Source organism: Pseudonocardia thermophila (genome assembly GCF_900142365.1).
In the GTDB taxonomy this organism is placed as follows: Bacteria; Actinomycetota; Actinomycetes; order Mycobacteriales; family Pseudonocardiaceae; genus Pseudonocardia; species Pseudonocardia thermophila.
On the sequence record NZ_FRAP01000016.1, the window covers coordinates 34,332 to 51,403 of the forward strand.

The window sequence follows — 17,072 nt, forward strand, 5'->3', positions numbered from 1 at the left end:
CGCTAGCGAGCCGCGCCGCCGCCGCGGGGGTGTTCCGGAGAACTCGTCAGACCGAGATCGCGTCCAGCCGCTCCTTGATGAACGGCGCCGACACCACGGGATCCAACCCGGCGACCTTGCCCACCGGCGGCTCGAGCGGCGTGACGACGGCGTCGTGGTCGAGCTCGAAGAAGAACACCAGCGACATCAGCTCTTCGTGCGGCGCGGACGGCTGCGGCGGCAGCACGCGGTGCCGGCCGGAGCGCCAGCGCTTACCGGTCCAGTGCTCCAGCAGATCACCGATGTTGATCGTGAGCGCGGCCGGGTCGTACGGCGCGTCCATCCAGCCGCGCGGCTCGACGTCGACCTGCAGGCCACCCGCGCCGGGTTCCCTGTCGAGCACGGTGACGGTGCCGAAGTCGGTGTGCGGGCCGATGCGGTACTGCCCCGGTTCGGGCCGCCCCACCTCCGACAGCGGCGGGTACCGGTTGATGTTGAACGTCCACGTGGGGTTGCGGGCGAGCCGGGTGAGCGCGTCGCGCTCCTGGCCGAGCGCGGTCGCGCACAGCTCCAGCAGGTCGTGCGCCACCCGCGTCATCGCCGCGACGTAGCGAGCGGCCACCGCCTGCAGCTCGGGGATCTCGTCGGGCCACACGTTCGGCGGGAACCACACCGCGTCGACGGCGGGATCCCCGGTCGAGCTGTCCGGCCCGATCGCGAACGACTCCTTGAGGTCCGGCGGGGTCGGTGTGCCCTCGGCGAGCGCGTTCGCCTCGACACCCGGCGGCAGCCAGCCGCGTCCGCCGATGCGGGCCGCGTAGCGCTGCTTCACCTCGGTGGGCAGCCGGAAGAAGCGGCGAGCGGCCACGCGCAGGTCCCGGCGCAGCTCGTCCGCCACACCGTGCCCGGTGACCAGCAGGAACCCGGCCCGCTGCAGGGCGGTGTCGACGATGCGCTCGATGGCCGGGTTCCCGGTGCGCCAGGCGGCGAGATCGATGGTCGGGATCATGAGGGCTCCCCGATGTCCTCGTTCCACAGCTGCGGGTTGGCGGCGATGAAGTCGGTCATGAGGGCGACGCACTCGGGATCGTCGAGGATCGTGATCTCCACGCCGTGCTCGGCGAGCCAGTCGTGGCCGCCGTGGAACGTCCGCGACTCGCCGATCAGCACCCGACCGATGCCGAACTGGCGCACCAGCCCCGAGCAGTACCAGCACGGCGACAACGTGGTGACCATGGTGGTGGTGCGGTAGTCGCGTTGCCGGCCCGCCGCCCGGAACGCGGCGGTCTCGGCGTGCATCGACGGATCGCCGTCCTGGACGCGCCGGTTGTGGCCGCGGCCGAGGACGGTGCCGTCAGCGGCGACCAGCGCGGCCCCGATCGGGATCCCACCCTCGGCGAGCCCGGCCTTGGCCTCCGCGACGGCGACGGCGAGCAACTCGTGATCAGTCACGGGCATCAGTGTGCCCACCGAGCCTGCGGAACAGCAGCGCGTACAGGGCGGCGGCGACCAGGAACCCGGTGGCGAACCCGAGGTCGCCGATCTCGGGCACGGCCTCCGCGACCAGGCCCGTGTACAGCTCCTGGTTGGCGAACAGCAGCACCGACACGACGATGCCGACGACGAGCGCGACGAGCCCGGCGTGGTTGGTGTAGCTGCGGTCGTAGAGGAGCTCGGACGCCGGGGTGCGCCGGCGCAGCGCCATGTCGGCGAGCGTGATGCCCAGCCACGGCCCGATCCAGTAGACGATGACGAGCAGGAAGCTCTCGTAGCCGTGCGCGGCGTCGGGCAGCGCGAGCAGCGCGATCACGAACCCGACGATCCCGAACCCGACGGCCACCGCCGCACGGGCCCGCGCCAGCGGCACGTCGATGCCGAGGCACAGGAACGCCATCGCCCCCGAGTACACGTTCAGCACGTTCGCGGCGACGGCGCCCAGCACGATCGCGAGCAGGGTGAGCGCGGCGAGCCAGCCGGGCAGCAGCCCGGTGAAGTTCGCGGTGGGGTTGTCCGAGGTCAGCCCGGCTCCGGTCGCGGCGCACACCGACGCCGCCCCGACGATCATGAGCAGCGAGGTGGACGTGAACAACCCGATCCCGGCCGCGAGCCCGGTGCGCAGCCGCGGGCTGTCCGCGGGCAGGTAGCGCGCGTAGTCGGCCGCGTAAGGGCTCCACCCGGCTGTGTAGCCGAACACGGCGCCGACGGTGAGGAGGAACCCCGCGAGCCCGCCGGTGCCGCCCTCGGCGGGCAGCGCGGCCGGATCGAACCCGGTCAGCACGATCACCGCGCCGATCAGGAAGATCACCGCGAGGACGGGGAAGGCCACCCGCTCGAACGCGTGCACCAGGTTGTGCCCGAAGAACGCCACCCCGACCTGCACGAGCACGACCAGCACCAGCGCCGCGACGACCGGCAGCCCGGTCAGCTCGGTCAGCGCGAACGACGCGCTCACGCTGTTAACGGCGAACCACCCGCACCCCGACGTGATCGTCATCAATCCGGCCGGCAGCGCGTTGCCGCGGTAGCCGAAGGCGAGCCGTCCGAGCACCATCTGCGGGACGCCCACGCGGGGCCCGTGCGCCGAGAGCACGCCGTGCGCGATCGCGGCGAGGCCGTTGCCGAGCAGGATCGCCGCCACGGCCTGGCCGAACGTCAGCTTGAAGACCAGCACCGACAGGACGCCGACGAAGATCGTCGCGAACTCGAGGTTCGGCGAGGTCCACATCCAGAACAGCCGGATCGGCCTGCCGTGCCGCTCCTCGTCCGGGATCGGCTCGTTGCCACCCGGTTCGACGGCGACGACCTTGCTCCCGTAGTGCCGCGACGAGGTGCCCGGTTCGACGCTCACGCCGATCACCCTCAGCCCAGCGCCCGCGCTGAGGCAAGCCGCCTGACCAGCTGTAACACAGTGTTCGCAGCCGTCTTGCACGCCGGTCACGCCGGGTCGGCTGTGCACACGGGCTCGGCCGCCGGGTGCGGGGTGCGCAGCGCGGCGACGGTGCCCGCAGCGAGCAGCGCGGCCGCCGCAGACGCCCACGTGAGGGCGACGTAGCCGAGGCCGGCGCCGATGATCGCCGCACCGATCGCGGGCCCGACCGTGATGCCGACGTTGAACGCCGAGACGTTCGTGGCCGCGGCCAGTGTGCGGGCCTGCCCGGCCAGGTCGAACACCCGGGCGGTGAGCACGGGGTTCGTGGCGAACGCGGCGACGCCGAACAACCCGATCGTCGTGACCGCGACCACCGGCGAGCCGAGCCCGGCACCGAGCACGACGGCGAGCGCGGCGAGCGCGGCGAGCGCCCCGAGCAGGGTCGGCATCGGCCACCTGTCGGCGGTGCGGCTGGCCAGCGCGATGCCCATGACGGAACCGATCCCGTACAGGCCGAGCACGGCGGGCACCGCCACCGACGACAGGCCGGTGACCTCGACGAGCATCGGCGCGAGGTAACTGAACACGATCAGCACGGCCGTGGTGGTCAGGGCGTTCGTGCTGTAGGCGAGCCAGAGCCGGGGGTTGCGCATCGCCCGCAGTTCGGCGGCCACGGCGGGCCGCGGTCCCGGGTCGGCCGCGTCCGCCGGCACCGAGAGCCGGATCCCGACGCCGACGGCCGCGGACATCGCCGCGATCGTCCAGAACGCGGCCCGCCAACCCCACTGCTCGCCGATCAGCGTCCCGAGCGGCATTCCCGCGACGGCAGCGACGGTGAGCCCGCCCGCGACCAGGGCCATGGCCCGCGCCCGGCGTTCAGCCGGCACCAGTGCTGCGGCGGTGACGGTGGCGACCGCCCAGAACCCGGCGTAGACGACCGCGGCGACGACCCGGGTCACCATCAGCACCCCGTAGCCGGGGGCGAGCGCGCCCACCGCGTGCGCGGCGGCGAACGCGCTGACGAACCCCAGCAGCGACGTGCGCCGCGGCAGGTGCAGCGTGGCGACGGCGAGCACCGGCGCCCCGACGAGCATCCCGACGGCGAACCCGGAGATCAGCAGCCCGGCCTGCGGTACGGACACGCCCAGGTCGGCGACGATCATCGGCAGCAGCCCGGTGAGCATCAGCTCGGACGTGCCCTGCGCGAAGATCGCGACGCCGAGCACGACGACGGCGAACGGCATGGTTCCCCCCACGGAAAGAAGCGGTGCAGCGCGCGTCAGAGCGCGGTGACGGCGGTGTCGGCGATCGCGGCGAGCTCGTCCGGCCCGGCCCCGGCGCGCGCGGCCACGCGCATGCCGCTGACCGTCGCGATGACGAACCGGGCCAGCGCCTCGGGATCCCGGCCGGGATCGATCTCACCTGCGGACTGCGCGGCGGCGAAGGCGTCCCGCAGGAGCGCCAGCCGCCGCTCCCCGTCCCGCCGCAGTAGTCGTGCCACCTCGGGATCGGACTCGCCCAGCTCCACGACGGTGTTCACCACCAGGCACCCGGCCGGCTCGTCCGGCGGCGGTTGCACGCCCTGACCGAGCAGCTCCCGCACGCGATCGCGGACGGGTGCGTCTCGCTCCAGGACCTCGCTGGCCCGGCGGAACGCCTCCTCGCAGTACCGCTCCAGCGCCGCGAGGAACAGCCGGTGCTTGTCGGTGAACGTGTTGTAGATGCTGCTGCGGCGCAGCCCGGTGGCGGCGCACAGCGCCTCGGTCGAGGTGCCGGCGAACCCCGTCTCCCAGAACGCGCGCATCGCCGCGTCCAGCACGCTCGCCTCGTCGAAGGTCCTCGGCCTCGGCACGGCCACGACGGTAGCACAGTTTTGGACTGATCCATACAAAACTTGGGCAGCGGTTGACGCCGCGCCGACCCCTCAGTGCGAGAGGGTGCGCATCCGCCGGGTCTGCGCGTCCCTGGCGGCCAGCTGGTCGTCCGGCGGGTAGTCCACGCCGACGAGCGTGAGCCCGTGCGCGGCCGCGACCGCCACCTCGCTCGGCCGCTCCGTGCGCTGCAGCAGCGCGCCGGGCCACTCCACCGGACGGCGCCCGCGACCCACGTCGAGCAGCGCGCCGACGAGGCTGCGCACCATCGAGTGGCAGAACGCGTCGGCGGCCACGGCCGCAGTCACCACGCCGTCGGCATCGGGGTCGCTCCAGTCCAGCTGCTGCAGCGCCCGGATCGTCGTGGCGCCCTCCCGCCGCTTGCAGAACGCGGCGAAGTCGTGCTCGCCCAGCAGCGGCGCCGAGGCGGCCCGCATCGCGTCGAGATCGAGCGGGTGCGGCCAGGAGAGCGTGTCTCGGGCCCGCAGCGGCTCGGCGCCGTACGGCGCGGTCGCGATCCGGTAGCGGTAGTGGCGGCGCAGCGCCGAGAAGCGGGCGTCGAACTCCGGCGGCACCGGCGTCACCGCCCGCACCCGCACGTCGGGCGGCAGGATCCGGGCCAGCCGACGCACCAGCCACGCGGTGTCCAGGTCGGCGGTCAGGTCGGTGTGCGCGACCTGACCGGTGGCGTGCACCCCGGCGTCGGTGCGCCCGGCCACGGTGAGCGTGACCGGGGCGCGCAGCACCGTCGAGAGCGCGTCGACCAGCACACCGCAGACGGTGCGCCGGCCGGGCTGCGCGGCCCAGCCGGAGAAGTCGGTGCCGTCGTAGGCGATGTCCAGGCGGTAACGCTGCACGGCTTCGGAACGGGTGGGATGCGGAACGGGCCCGCCGTCGGGGTCGACGGCGGGCCCGTTCGGGTCGTGCTGGGCCGTCAGGACTCGGCCTCGTCGTCCGCGGCCTTCTCCTGCTGCGAGGCCGGCTTCGAGAAGCCGGCGGCCTCGGCGGCCTCCTCGGTCGCGAACCAGACCTCGGCCACCGTCTGCGCGTAGTGCGGCGAGCCCGGGGTGTGGTACAGCATCGAGTCGGCGTTGCCCTTGATCGGGAAGCCCTCCGGCGCCTCGTTCGGGTCGTCGAGCGGGGCGTGGCTGCCCGGCCCGTACGGCGCCTCCTCGGTGCTGGCGGACTCCTCGACCTCGGTCTCGGCGGCCGCGGCGGCCGCGGTGGCCTCCTCCGCCGCGGTCTCCTCGGCCTTCGCCTCCTCGTCGGCCTCGGTCTCCGGCGTCAGGCCGGCCTTGGCCGCCGCCTGCGACGCCGCCGCGCGCCGGGCCCGGTTGGCCTCGTCGGTGACCGTCTTCTGCTGGATCAGCTCGATGACGGCCATCGGCGCGTTGTCGCCCTTGCGCGGCATGATGCGCGTGATGCGCGTGTAGCCGCCGTTGCGGTCGGCGTAGAACGGGCCGATCTCGGACACCAGGCGGTGGACCACGTCCTTGTCGCGGATGACCCTGGCGATCTGCCGGATGTTGTGCAGATCGCCCTTCTTGGCCTTCGAGATCAGCCGCTCCGCGTACGGACGCAGCCGCCGGGCCTTGGCCTCGGTGGTGGTGATCCGGCCGTGCTGGAACAGCGAGGTCGCCAGGTTGGCCAGGATCAGCCGCTGGTGTGCGGGAGAGCCGCCCAGACGGGCGCCCTTGGTCGGCTGGGGCATCGCTACAGCTGCTCCGTTTCTGCGTAGTCCTGGCCGTCGTCACCGAAAGGCGAGTCCGGGTCGAAGTGCGTCGCCGGCTCGGCGCCGTACCCGGTGGCCGCAGCCGACGGGTCGAATCCGGGCGGGCTGTCCTTGAGCGACAGGCCGAGGCCGACGAGCTTCATCTTGACCTCGTCGATCGACTTGGCGCCGAAGTTGCGGATGTCGAGCAGGTCGGCCTCGCTGCGGCTGACCAGCTCGCCCACGGTGTGGATGCCCTCGCGCTTGAGGCAGTTGTAGGAGCGGACGGTGAGGTCCAGCTCCTCGATCGGCATCGCGTAGGCAGCGATGGTGTCCGCCTCCTGCGGCGAGGGGCCGATCTCGATGCCCTCCGCGTCGACGTTCAGCTCGCGGGCGAGGCCGAACAGCTCGACGAGGGTCTTGCCGGCCGAGGCCAGCGCGTCGCGCGGGGTGATCGACGGCTTCGTCTCGACGTCGATGATCAGCTTGTCGAAGTCGGTCCGCTGCTCGACGCGGGTCGCCTCGACCTTGTAGGTGACCTTGAGGACCGGCGAGTAGATCGAGTCGATCGGGATCCGCCCGATCTCCGCGCCGGTGGCCTTGTTCTGCATCGCCGGGACGTAGCCGCGGCCCCGCTCGACGACGAGCTCGACCTCGAGGCGGCCCTTGTCGTTGAGGGTGGCGATGTGCAGGTCCGGGTTGTGCACGGTCACGCCCGCCGGCGGGACGATGTCACCCGCGGTGACCTCGCCCGGGCCCTGCTTGCGCAGGTACATCGTGACCGGCTCGTCCTCCTCGGAGCTCACGACGAGCTCCTTGAGGTTCAGGATGATGTCGGTGACGTCCTCCTTCACCCCCGGGACGGTGGTGAACTCGTGCAGCACGCCGTCGATGCGGATGCTGGTGACGGCGGCACCAGGGATGGAGGAGAGCAGGGTACGGCGGAGCGAGTTGCCGAGCGTGTAGCCGAAGCCGGGCTCCAGCGGCTCGATGATGAACCGGGATCGGGTCTCGGTGACCGTCTCCTCGGTGAGGGTGGGGCGCTGAGAGATCAGCATGTGGAGTGTTCTCCTTCGTTGCCGCGGCAACCACTATCTGATGCCGCAGTGAGCCCCCCGCCCCACTGCAGGACGGGGGGACGGAGCGCTCCCGCGCTCCGGGACGAGCGGCTACTTCGAGTAGTACTCGACGATGAGCTGCTCGGAGACCTGCGTGTCGATCTGCGCCCGCTCCGGAAGCTGGTGCACCAGGATCCGGAGGTTGCTGGGAACAACCTGAAGCCACGCCGGGATCGGCCGATCGCCGAGGGTCTCCTTGGCGATGACGAACGGATCCAGCGACAGCGACTTCGGTCGGACGTCGATGATGTCGTACTGCGAGACCTGGAAGCTCGGGATGTTGACCTTCTTCCCGTTGACCAGGAAGTGGTTGTGGCTCACGAGCTGCCGGGCCATCCGCCGGGTGCGGGCGAGGCCCGCCCGGTAGACGACGTTGTCGAGCCGGCACTCCAGGATCTGCATCAGGTTGTCGCCGGTCTTGCCGGGGCGGCGGTTGGCCTCCTCGTAGTACCGGCGGAACTGCTTCTCCAGCACGCCGTAGGCGTACCGGGCCTTCTGCTTCTCCTGCAGCTGCAGGAGGTACTCGGTCTCCTTGATCCGGATCCGGCCGTGCTGGCCGGGCGGGTAAGGACGACGCTCGAACGCCTGGTCGCCGCCGACGAGGTCGACCTTCAGCCGGCGGGACTTGCGGGTCATGGGTCCGGTGTAACGAGCCATCAGTTCGTGCTCCCCCTCAGACCCGGCGCCGCTTGGGCGGACGGCAGCCGTTGTGCGGCTGCGGCGTGACGTCGGAGATGGTGCCGACCTCGAGGCCGGCGGCCTGCAGCGACCGAATCGCGGTCTCGCGGCCGGAACCGGGGCCCTTCACGAAGACGTCGACCTTCTTCATGCCGTGCTCGGCCGCCTTGCGGGCCGCGTTCTCGGCGGCCATCTGGGCGGCGAACGGCGTGGACTTGCGCGAGCCCTTGAAGCCGACGTGGCCCGCGGACGCCCACGCGATCACGGCGCCGGTCGGGTCGGTGATCGAGACGATGGTGTTGTTGAACGTCGACTTGATGTGCGCGTGGCCCGCGACGACGTTCTTCTTCTCCTTGCGGCGGACCTTCTTGGCTCCACCGGCCTGGCGCGAACGGGGCGGCATTACTTCTTACCTGCCTTCTTCTTACCGGCGACCGTCTTCTTCGGCCCCTTGCGGCTGCGGGCGTTGGTGCGGGTGCGCTGACCGTGCACCGGGAGGCCGCGGCGGTGCCGGATCCCCTGGTAGCAGCCGATCTCGATCTTGCGCCGGATGTTCGCCTGAACCTCCCGGCGCAGGTCACCCTCGACGTCGAAGTTGGCCTCGATGTACTCGCGGATCTTGCCGAGGTCCTCGTCGCTCAGGTCCCGGACGCGCAGGTCCGGGCTGACGCCGGTGGCGGCCAGGATCTCCGTGGAGCGAGTCCTGCCGATCCCGTAGATGTAGGTGAGCGCGATCTCCATCCGCTTGTCGCGGGGAAGGTCGACGCCGACGACGCGTGCCATGCGGCAGCTATCTCCTCTGTGTACTCCGCCAGGTCCTCCCGACACCCGTCCCCCGCGCTGGAGGGCTCCGGCCTGGTTCCGGAGGTGTTCACGCACCACCCCGGTGCGCTAGGTGTGTCAGGTTCCTCTTCGTTGTCGCTGCGCAAGCGCGCGATCGCGAGGATCAGCCCTGCCGCTGCTTGTGCCGCAGGTTCTCGCAGATCACCATGACCCGCCCGTGACGGCGGATCACCTTGCACTTGTCGCAGATCTTCTTGACGCTCGGCTGGACCTTCACGTCCGTCGCTCTTTCGCTGGTGTCGTGCCGCCGCAGGCGCCGCCCCGTCGGGCACCGCCTCCGGCGCTGGGGATCGTCGTCACTTGTAGCGGTAGACGATGCGGCCGCGGGACAGGTCGTAGGGCGAGAGCTCCACGACCACCCGGTCCTCGGGGAGGATGCGGATGTAGTGCTGCCGCATCTTCCCGCTGATGTGCGCGAGGACCTTGTGCCCGTTCTCCAGCTCCACGCGGAACATCGCGTTCGGCAGGGGCTCGATGACCCGGCCCTCGACCTCGATCGCCCCGTCCTTCTTGGCCATGTCCTCCGCGATCCGTGACGTCGGGTGTGGTTCCGTCTATCCTCGAACACGTTCACGCCCGGAACCGTTGAGCGCGTGGACACGACGGAACCGGCGCACGTGACGCGCCGAAACCCCAGTGTACGCGGTCTGCGCGGTGCGCCGTGTCCGGGGTCGGTCAGCAGCGAAAATCGCGCGATCCCCGTCGGGGCCGAGGGTTACCGTCCGGTCCGAGACCCACTTGACCTCGACCCGAGTTGAACGTCTGCGATGGAGCCATGACCGGCGCACCCGACACCGAACCGATCCCCCGACCGGCGCCGATCGGCCCGTCCGACGTCCCGCCGACCCGGCTGCCCCGCGCGCTGCGGCCGTTCCGGCATCGCGAGTACCGGCTGCTCACCGCCTCGATGGCGCTGTCGCTGGTGGCGAGCGGCATGTGGGCGGTCGGCCTGGTGTGGCAGGTGATCGCGCTCGGCGGCGGGCCCAGCGACGTCTCGATCGTCATGGCCGCGCTGTCGGCCGGGCTGCTGGTGGCCGTGCTGTTCGGCGGTGTGGCGGCCGACCGGCTCCCCCGCCGCGCGCTGCTGATCGTCGTGGAGTCGGTGCGGCTGGGCACGGCTGCCCTCGCCGGGCTGCTCGCCGCCCTCGGCGCGCTGCAGGTGTGGCACCTGGCCGTGCTCGCGCTGGTGATCGGCGCGGCCGAGGCGTTCTTCTTCCCCGCCTACACCGCCCTGCTGCCCACGATCCTGCCGGCTGACGAGCTGCTGGCCGCCAACGGTGTGGAGGGCACCGTGCGCCCGGCCGCGCAGTCCGCGATCGGCCCGGCGATCGCCGGCGTGCTGATCGGTGCGTACGCACCCGGCGTCGCGCTGATCGGTGCCGGCCTGCTCTACGGGCTGGCGCTGGTCACGCTGCTGTTCATGCGCCCGCTCCCGCAGCCGGTCGCAGCTGCGGGGAACGGTGCGGAAGCGGGCACGAAGAGCTCGGTCCTGAGCGACCTGCGCGAGGGCTTCCGTTACATGTTCAGCACCGGCTGGTTCTTCGCCACGCTGGCGTTCGCCACGTTCCTGGTGCTGCTGATCCTCGGCCCGATCGAGGTGTTGCTGCCGTTCGCCGTGCGCGACCAGACCGGCAGCGACGCGAGCGGCTACGCGGTCGTCGTCGGCGCGTACGGGATCGGCTCGATGGTCGGCTCGATGCTCATGTCCTCGCTGCGGATGCCGCGGCGCTACCTCACGGTCATGATCCTGGCCTGGGGTGTCGGGAGCCTGCCGATGGCGGTCATCGGGTTCACCGACCAGCTGTGGGTGATGGTCGTGGCGATGTTCGCCGTCGGCGTCGCCGGCGCGGTGGCCATGGTCATCTGGGGCACGCTGCTGCAGCGGCGGGTGCCGCCGCACCTGCTCGGCCGGGTCTCCAGCCTGGACTTCTTCGTGTCGCTGGCGCTGATGCCGGTGTCGATGGCCGCCGCCGGCCCGGTCGGTGAGGCGCTGGGCCTGCCGCTGACCTTCGTCATCGCGGGCGTGGTCCCGGTGGCGCTCGCCGTCGTCGCGCTCGTGGGCTGGCGGCTGCCCGCCGACGAGATCGCCCACCCGCTGGACCCCGGGCCGGGCGAGGAGGTCACAGCGCCTTGATGATCTCCTCGACCTTGTCCCGCGCGTCGCCGAACAGCATGTGGCTGTTCTCCCGGTAGAAGAGCGGGTTCGACACCCCGGCGTACCCGGCGGCCATCGAGCGCTTGAACACGATGACGTTGCCGGCCTCCCACACCCGCAGGACCGGCATGCCGGCGATCGGGGAGCCGGGTTCCTCGGTGGCCGCCGGGTTCACCGTGTCGTTGGCGCCGATGACCAGCACGACGTCGGTGTCGGCGAAGTCGTCGTTGATCTCGTCCATCTCCAGGACGATGTCGTAGGGCACCTTCGCCTCGGCGAGCAGCACGTTCATGTGGCCGGGGAGCCGCCCGGCGACCGGGTGGATGCCGAAGCGGACGTTCACGCCCCTCTCCCGCAGGGTGCGGGTGAGCTCAGCGACCGGGTACTGGGCCTGGGCCACCGCCATCCCGTAGCCGGGGGTGATCACCACGCTGGACGCGCTCGACAGCAGCGCCGCCGCACCCTCGGCGGTGATCTCCTTGTGCTCGCCGTAGTCCTTCTGCTCCCCCGTCGGTGCCTCGATGCCGAACCCGCCCGCGATCACGGAGATGAACGAGCGGTTCATCGCCTTGCACATGATGTAGGACAGGTACGCACCGGAGGAGCCGACGAGCGCGCCGGTGATGATCAGCAGGTCGTTGCCGAGCAGGAAGCCGGACGCCGCAGCCGCCCACCCGGAGTAGCTGTTCAGCATCGACACGACCACCGGCATGTCGCCACCGCCGATCGACGCGACGAGGTGCACGCCGAGCAGGAGCGCGATCACCGTGAGCAGGATCAGCGCCGGCAGCGTCGGCTCGATGACGAACCACACCGTGAGCGCGGCGAAGACGACCAGCGAGCCGAGGTTGAGCGCGTTCTTGCCGGGCAGCATCAGCGGCTTGGAGTTGAACCGGCCGTTGAGCTTGCCCCAGGCCACGATCGAGCCGGTGAACGTCACCGCACCGATGAAGACACCGATCGCGACCTCTCCGCGGTGGATACCGATCAGCTCAGGGTCGATCGTGCCGCCGCCCGCCGCCTCCACCTCGAGGTAGCCGTTCCAGCCCACGAGCACGGCGGCGAGACCGACGAAGCTGTGGAAGAGCGCGATCAGCTCGGGCATCCCGGTCATCGGCACGCGCGCAGCCCGGTACAGGCCGATCGCGGCGCCGACGAGCACCGCGATGATCAGCAGCGCGATCCCGAGCCCGTCGATCCCGCCGGTCAGAGCGAGCACGACGGTCGAGATCAGCGCGATCGTCATGCCGGCGATGCCGAACGTGTTCCCGGCGCGGGCGGTCTCGTGCTGGGACAGCCCGGCGAGCGCGAGGATGAACAGCAGCGCAGCGACGACGTAGGCAGCGCTGGCCACGGTCTGTGCAGTCATGGGTGTGTCAGCTCCGCTTCGATCAGCTGCGCCGGAACATGCCGAGCATGCGTCGGGTGACGGCGAACCCGCCGAAGACGTTGATGGTCGCCAGCAGCACCGCGACGGCAGCGATGACCGTGATGGCGGTGCTGTGCGCCCCGAGCTGCAGCAACGCCCCGACGACGATGATGCCCGAGATCGCGTTCGTCACCGACATGAGCGGGGTGTGCAGCGCGTGGTGCACGTTGCCGATGACGTAGAAGCCGGCCACGATCGCCAGCGCGAACACCACGAGGTGGCCGATGAGGGCCTGCGGCGAGATCGCGATGAGCAAGAACAGCACGATGCCCGCGAGCGCGACGAGCCCGTAGCGGCGCGCCGGCGACATCGGCTCCTTCTCCTGCTGGACGGCGGGAGCCGCGGCCGCGGCGGCGACCTGCGGTGTCGCCGACACCGCCACCTCGGGCGGCGGCCAGGTCGACTCGCCGTCGCGCACGACGGTCATGGCCCGCTGCACCTGGTCGTCGAAGTCCAGCACGAGCTGCCCGTCCTTGTTCGGGGTGAGCAGCTTCATGAGGTTGACGAGGTTCGTGCCGTAGAGCTGGCTCGCGGTCGCGGGGAGCCGACCCGCGAGATCGGTGTAGCCGATGATCGTGACGCCGTTCGGGGTGACGATCTTCTCCCCGGCCACGGTGCCCTCGACGTTGCCGCCGTTCGCGGCCGCCATGTCGACGATGACCGAGCCGGGCTTCATCTGCGCGACCATGTCGGCGGTGATCAGCCGCGGCGCGGGCCGGCCGGGGATCAGCGCCGTGGTGATGACGATGTCGACCTCACGGGTCTGCGCGGAGTACAGCTCCCGCTCGCGGGCCTTGTAGTCCTCGCCCATCTCCTTGGCGTAGCCGGTGGCGGAGACCTCCACCTCCGGCGAGGAGATGGCCAGGTACTCCCCGCCGAGCGAGCGCACCTGGTCGGCGACCTCGGGGCGCGGGTCGGTGGCGCGCACGATCGCGCCGAGCGAACCGGCGGCGCCGATCGCTGCGAGGCCAGCCACTCCGGCCCCCACCACCAGCACCTTCGCAGGCGGCACCTTGCCGGCGGCGGTCACCTGGCCGGTGAAGAACCGGCCGAACTCGTGCGCGGCCTCCACGACAGCGCGGTAGCCGGCGATGTTGGCCATCGAGCTGAGCACGTCGAGCGACTGGGCACGCGAGATCCGCGGCACCGCGTCCATCGACAGCGCCGTGATCGGCCGCTGCGCGAGCTTGTCCACGATCTCCGGATTCAGCCGCGGCTGCAGCATCGCGATCAGCGTCGCGCCCGGCTTCAGCCGGTCGAGCTCGTCGTCGGTGGGGGTGTTGATGGCGAAGACGATGTCGGCCTGCCACGGGTCGCCGATCTGCGCACCCGCCTCGACGTAAGCGGCGTCGGGGAAGTCCGCCCGCGCGCCTGCCCCGGCCTCGACGACGACGCAGTACCCGAGTTTCCGCAGCTGTCCCACCGTCGTCGGCGTCGCGGCGACGCGCGTCTCGTTGGGCGCGGACTCCCGCACCACCCCGATCGACTTCCCCGGTGGCTGCTCCGCTGCGGTCTCCGAGTTCATGCCGAGAATCTAGACGACCGCGTCGTCGCCTCAATGAGGCGTGGATCACCTCGAGCCCGAACGGGCCGACCGGACGGGGAGACCCTGCTCACGCGGGCAGGGTGAGGATCCGCGGCCCGTCCTCCGTGACCGCGACCGTGTGCTCCCAGTGCACAGCGCGGCTGCCGTCGGCGGTGACGACGGTCCACTCGTCGTCCAGCTCGACCGTCTCCGGGCTGCCCCCGGTGAGCATCGGCTCGATCGCCAGCGCCATCCCCACGCGCAGCTTGGGACCGTGGCCCGGCTTGCCGTGGTTGGGCAAGAACGGGTCCATGTGCATCGACGTGCCGATGCCGTGCCCGCCGTAGTCCTCGACGATCCCGTACGCGACGCCGTCGCGGGCCGCGGCGGTCTCGCACGCCGTCTGGATCGCGTGGGAGATGTCGGTGAGCCGGGCGCCGGGCCGCACCGCGGCGATGCCGGCGTGCAGCGCGTCCTCGCACGCCTTGGACAGCGCGAGATCGGCCGCGGACACCGAGCCGATCGGGATGGTGACAGCGGCGTCGCCGTGCCAGCCGTCGAGGATCGCGCCGCAGTCGACGGAGATGATGTCGCCGTCGGCCAGCACCTGCTTCGGCGACGGGATGCCGTGCACGATCTGCTCATTCACCGACGCGCAGATCGACGCCGGGTAGCCGCGGTAGCCCAGGAACGACGGCACGGCGCCGGCGTCGCGGATCGTCTGCTCGGCCAGCGCGTCCAGCTCCGCCGTGCTCACCCCGGGTGCGGCCAGGTCCGTGACGGCGGCCAGGGCACGGGCGACCACGGCGCCGGCGGCGCGCATCGCCTCGATCTCGGCAGGCGTCTTCACCTCGATGTCGCGCCCCCTCAGGCGCGCCATCACGCCGCGCACCCCGCCCCGGCCGGCCATCACGGCCTCACCGGTTCTGCAGGGCGTCGGTCACGCGGTCGGTGATCTCCTCGACGGCGCCGACGGCGTCGATGCTCACGACGATGTCGCGGTAGTGGTCGAGCAGCGGGTACGTCTCGTCGCGGTACACCTGCTGGCGGTTGCGGATGACCTCCTCGGTGTCGTCGGAGCGGCCGCGGGCGAGCAGGCGCTTGACCAGCTCCTCCTCGTCCACCTTGAACTCCACCACCGCGTCGAGCTGCTCACCGCGCTCGGCCAGGAGCTCGTCGAGCGAGTTGGCCTGGCTCACCGTGCGCGGGAAGCCGTCGAGGATGAAGCCCTTCGCGACGTCGTCCTCGGCGAGCCGCTCGCGAACCATCCGCACGGTGACGTCGTCGGGCACGAGGTCGCCCTTGTCCATGTAGCTCTTGGCCTCGAGCCCCAACGGCGTCTGCTGGCTGAGGTTCGCGCGGAACAGGTCCCCGGTGGAGATGTGCGGCACCCCCAGCCGCTCGGCCAGGCGCACGGCCTGGGTGCCCTTGCCCGCACCGGGCGGTCCCACGAGAACGAGACGCATGCGAAACGGTCCTCCCACTCGGTCGAGAGTTTTCAGCGCAGGAAGCCTTCGTACTTCCGCTGCTTGAGCTGGCTCTCGATCTGCTTCACGGTGTCCAGGCCCACGCCCACCATGATCAGCACCGCCGTACCGCCGAACGGGAAGTTCTGGTTGTTGCCGGTACCGGTGAGGCCGAGGAAGAAGTTCGGCAACACCGCGATGATGCCCAGGTAGAGCGAACCGGGGAGCGTGATGCGTGACAACACGAACCCGAGGTACTCGGCCGTCGGCCGGCCTGGCCTGATGCCGGGGATGAAGCCACCGAACTTCTTCATCTCCTCGGCCCGCTCATCAGGGTTGAACGTGATCCCCACGTAGAAGTACGTGAAGAAGATGATCAGAGCAAGGTAAAGGATGATGTGCACCCAGCTGGACTGGTCGACCAGGTAGGTCTGGACGAACTGGGTGACGGGGCCCGTCCCCCCGGCCAGCCGGGTGACGAGGTCGGGCAGGTACAGCAGTGACGAGCCGAAGATGACCGGGATGACGCCGGCCTGGTTCACCTTCAACGGCAGGTAGGTCGACGTGCCGCCGTACATGCGGCGCCCGACCATGCGCTTGGCGTACTGCACCGGGATGCGCCGCTGGCCCTGCTCGACGAACACGACGCTGGCGATGATGGCCAGCCCGAAGATGCAGACGACGGTGAAGATCAGGCCGCCGTTGCGCAGGATGTTCGCCCCCTCGGCGGGGATCCGCGCCGCGATCGAGGTGAAGATCAAGAGCGACATGCCGTTGCCGATGCCGCGCTCGGTGACCAGCTCACCCAGCCACATGACGATCGCGGTGCCCGCGGTCATCACGATGACGATGATGATCAGGTCGAAGATGCCGGCGTCCGGGATGATGGGCTGGCTGCAGCCGGCGAAGAGCTGACCGCGCTCCGCGAGCGCGACGATCCCGGTCGCCTGCAGGATCGCCAGCGCGATCGTCAGGTACCGGGTGTACTGGGTCAGCTTGTTCTGCCCGGCCTGGCCTTCCTTCTTCAGCTGCTCGAAGCGCGGGATGACCACGGTGAGCAGCTGGATGATGATGCTCGCCGTGATGTACGGCATGATGCCGAGCGCGAAGACGGACAGCTGCAGCAGCGCGCCGCCGGAGAACAGGTTCAGCAGCGAGTAGACGCCGGCGTTCTCCCCGGCCTCGGCCTCGCGCAGGCACTGCTGGATGTTCGGGTAGGAGACCCCGGGCGACGGGAGCAGCGCCCCGGCCCGGTAGACCGCCACGATCCCGAGCGTGAAGAGGATCTTCTTCCGCAGGTCCGGCGTCGTGAAGGCCGACCGGAATGCGCTGAGCACTGGGAGATCCTCCTGATAGACCGCGCGACCGGCACTCGGCCGGCGGGAATCGACTCTAACAGCGCGCCCGCCGACGCCGACCGGCAGCGCT

At 70.9% G+C, this 17,072-nt stretch carries 19 protein-coding genes; 1 reads left to right on the forward strand and 18 read right to left on the reverse strand.

The features are described from left to right. Nucleotides 1–46 precede the first annotated feature (46 nt). The 13 genes from BUE41_RS19990 to infA all read right to left on the reverse strand — a co-directional run bounded on the left by BUE41_RS19990 (nt 47) and on the right by infA (nt 9,587). Nucleotides 47–988: an isopenicillin N synthase family dioxygenase gene (locus BUE41_RS19990; RefSeq protein ID WP_073458688.1), complete on the reverse strand. Its 942-nt coding sequence runs from the start codon at nt 986–988 to the stop codon at nt 47–49. Further along, complete coding sequence (locus tag BUE41_RS19995) at nt 985–1,437, reverse strand: nucleoside deaminase (protein WP_073458689.1); 453 nt, start codon at nt 1,435–1,437, stop codon at nt 985–987. Before BUE41_RS19995 ends, BUE41_RS19990 begins: the two co-directional genes overlap by 4 nt. After that, a complete protein-coding gene (locus BUE41_RS20000; RefSeq protein WP_073458814.1) occupies nt 1,424–2,827 on the reverse strand; it encodes a purine-cytosine permease family protein in 1,404 nt (467 codons plus the stop codon). Before BUE41_RS20000 ends, BUE41_RS19995 begins: the two co-directional genes overlap by 14 nt. An 86-nt stretch (nt 2,828–2,913) precedes the next feature. Next, entirely contained in the window at nt 2,914–4,092 is a 1,179-nt protein-coding gene (locus tag BUE41_RS20005; protein ID WP_073458690.1) for a Cmx/CmrA family chloramphenicol efflux MFS transporter, read from the reverse strand. Nucleotides 4,093–4,127: 35 nt separating this feature from the next. Further along, nucleotides 4,128–4,700 (reverse strand): TetR/AcrR family transcriptional regulator, encoded by a 573-nt coding sequence (locus BUE41_RS20010; protein WP_073458815.1) that lies wholly within the window; start codon nt 4,698–4,700, stop codon nt 4,128–4,130. Nucleotides 4,701–4,772: 72 nt separating this feature from the next. After that, a complete protein-coding gene (gene truA, locus BUE41_RS20015; protein WP_234997440.1) occupies nt 4,773–5,576 on the reverse strand; it encodes a tRNA pseudouridine(38-40) synthase TruA in 804 nt (267 codons plus the stop codon). Between the two features lie 77 nt (nt 5,577–5,653). Then, nucleotides 5,654–6,430 carry a 50S ribosomal protein L17, sunset domain variant gene (gene rplQ, locus BUE41_RS20020; RefSeq protein WP_073458691.1) on the reverse strand — a complete coding sequence of 259 codons (777 nt, stop codon included), beginning with the start codon at nt 6,428–6,430 and terminating at the stop codon, nt 5,654–5,656. Nucleotides 6,431–6,432: 2 nt separating this feature from the next. Continuing rightward, complete coding sequence (locus BUE41_RS20025) at nt 6,433–7,488, reverse strand: DNA-directed RNA polymerase subunit alpha (RefSeq protein ID WP_073458692.1); 1,056 nt, start codon at nt 7,486–7,488, stop codon at nt 6,433–6,435. Between the two features lie 111 nt (nt 7,489–7,599). After that, nucleotides 7,600–8,205, reverse strand: a complete 606-nt coding sequence (gene rpsD / locus BUE41_RS20030) for a 30S ribosomal protein S4 (protein WP_073458693.1) — start codon at nt 8,203–8,205, stop codon at nt 7,600–7,602. 16 nt (nt 8,206–8,221) lie between these two features. Then, nucleotides 8,222–8,629 carry a 30S ribosomal protein S11 gene (rpsK, locus tag BUE41_RS20035; RefSeq protein ID WP_073458694.1) on the reverse strand — a complete coding sequence of 136 codons (408 nt, stop codon included), beginning with the start codon at nt 8,627–8,629 and terminating at the stop codon, nt 8,222–8,224. Continuing rightward, a complete protein-coding gene (gene rpsM, locus BUE41_RS20040) occupies nt 8,629–9,009 on the reverse strand; it encodes a 30S ribosomal protein S13 (RefSeq protein ID WP_073458695.1) in 381 nt (126 codons plus the stop codon). The genes rpsK and rpsM overlap by 1 nt, the downstream gene beginning before the upstream one ends. A gap of 163 nt (nt 9,010–9,172) precedes the next feature. Next, complete coding sequence (gene rpmJ, locus BUE41_RS20045) at nt 9,173–9,286, reverse strand: 50S ribosomal protein L36 (protein ID WP_010148647.1); 114 nt, start codon at nt 9,284–9,286, stop codon at nt 9,173–9,175. 79 nt (nt 9,287–9,365) lie between these two features. Further along, nucleotides 9,366–9,587, reverse strand: a complete 222-nt coding sequence (gene infA / locus BUE41_RS20050) for a translation initiation factor IF-1 (protein WP_005443304.1) — start codon at nt 9,585–9,587, stop codon at nt 9,366–9,368. Between the two features lie 257 nt (nt 9,588–9,844). On the opposite strand from infA, the gene BUE41_RS20055 reads away from it, so the two are divergent. Beyond that, the gene (locus tag BUE41_RS20055; protein ID WP_084755460.1) at nt 9,845–11,203 is read left to right on the forward strand and encodes an MFS transporter; all 1,359 of its coding nucleotides are present in this window, start codon (nt 9,845–9,847) and stop codon (nt 11,201–11,203) included. Here BUE41_RS20055 and pntB read toward each other — a convergent pair. From pntB to secY, 5 genes are all read right to left on the reverse strand, one after another. Further along, nucleotides 11,190–12,593 carry a Re/Si-specific NAD(P)(+) transhydrogenase subunit beta gene (pntB, locus tag BUE41_RS20060; RefSeq protein WP_073458696.1) on the reverse strand — a complete coding sequence of 468 codons (1,404 nt, stop codon included), beginning with the start codon at nt 12,591–12,593 and terminating at the stop codon, nt 11,190–11,192. The genes BUE41_RS20055 and pntB overlap by 14 nt on opposite strands. 22 nt (nt 12,594–12,615) lie before the next feature. Beyond that, the gene (locus tag BUE41_RS20065; protein WP_073458697.1) at nt 12,616–14,178 is read right to left on the reverse strand and encodes a Re/Si-specific NAD(P)(+) transhydrogenase subunit alpha; all 1,563 of its coding nucleotides are present in this window, start codon (nt 14,176–14,178) and stop codon (nt 12,616–12,618) included. Between the two features lie 88 nt (nt 14,179–14,266). Next, complete coding sequence (gene map, locus BUE41_RS20070) at nt 14,267–15,058, reverse strand: type I methionyl aminopeptidase (protein WP_073458818.1); 792 nt, start codon at nt 15,056–15,058, stop codon at nt 14,267–14,269. A 37-nt stretch (nt 15,059–15,095) separates the two neighbouring features. Next, nucleotides 15,096–15,644, reverse strand: a complete 549-nt coding sequence (locus tag BUE41_RS20075; RefSeq protein WP_073458698.1) for an adenylate kinase — start codon at nt 15,642–15,644, stop codon at nt 15,096–15,098. Nucleotides 15,645–15,676: 32 nt separating this feature from the next. Next, nucleotides 15,677–16,981, reverse strand: coding sequence for a preprotein translocase subunit SecY (gene secY / locus BUE41_RS20080; RefSeq protein ID WP_073458699.1), 1,305 nt, complete (start codon nt 16,979–16,981; stop codon nt 15,677–15,679). Nucleotides 16,982–17,072: the final 91 nt, after the last annotated feature.

Bases quoted from the DNA above. Each gene is read 5' to 3' on its own strand.
- infA (WP_005443304.1), bottom strand. From the start codon at position 9,587: ATGGCCAAGAAGGACGGGGCGATCGAGGTCGAGGGCCGGGTCATCGAG.
- BUE41_RS19995 (WP_073458689.1), bottom strand. From the start codon at position 1,437: ATGCCCGTGACTGATCACGAGTTGCTCGCCGTCGCCGTCGCGGAGGCC.
- rpsK (WP_073458694.1), bottom strand. From the start codon at position 8,629: ATGCCGCCCCGTTCGCGCCAGGCCGGTGGAGCCAAGAAGGTCCGCCGC.
- BUE41_RS20065 (WP_073458697.1), bottom strand. From the start codon at position 14,178: ATGAACTCGGAGACCGCAGCGGAGCAGCCACCGGGGAAGTCGATCGGG.
- BUE41_RS20025 (WP_073458692.1), bottom strand. From the start codon at position 7,488: ATGCTGATCTCTCAGCGCCCCACCCTCACCGAGGAGACGGTCACCGAG.
- map (WP_073458818.1), bottom strand. From the start codon at position 15,058: ATGGCGCGCCTGAGGGGGCGCGACATCGAGGTGAAGACGCCTGCCGAG.
- rpsM (WP_073458695.1), bottom strand. From the start codon at position 9,009: ATGGCACGCGTCGTCGGCGTCGACCTTCCCCGCGACAAGCGGATGGAG.
- BUE41_RS20055 (WP_084755460.1), top strand. From the start codon at position 9,845: ATGACCGGCGCACCCGACACCGAACCGATCCCCCGACCGGCGCCGATC.
- BUE41_RS20075 (WP_073458698.1), bottom strand. From the start codon at position 15,644: ATGCGTCTCGTTCTCGTGGGACCGCCCGGTGCGGGCAAGGGCACCCAG.
- BUE41_RS20005 (WP_073458690.1), bottom strand. From the start codon at position 4,092: ATGCCGTTCGCCGTCGTCGTGCTCGGCGTCGCGATCTTCGCGCAGGGC.
- rplQ (WP_073458691.1), bottom strand. From the start codon at position 6,430: ATGCCCCAGCCGACCAAGGGCGCCCGTCTGGGCGGCTCTCCCGCACAC.
- BUE41_RS19990 (WP_073458688.1), bottom strand. From the start codon at position 988: ATGATCCCGACCATCGATCTCGCCGCCTGGCGCACCGGGAACCCGGCC.
- pntB (WP_073458696.1), bottom strand. From the start codon at position 12,593: ATGACTGCACAGACCGTGGCCAGCGCTGCCTACGTCGTCGCTGCGCTG.
- rpsD (WP_073458693.1), bottom strand. From the start codon at position 8,205: ATGGCTCGTTACACCGGACCCATGACCCGCAAGTCCCGCCGGCTGAAG.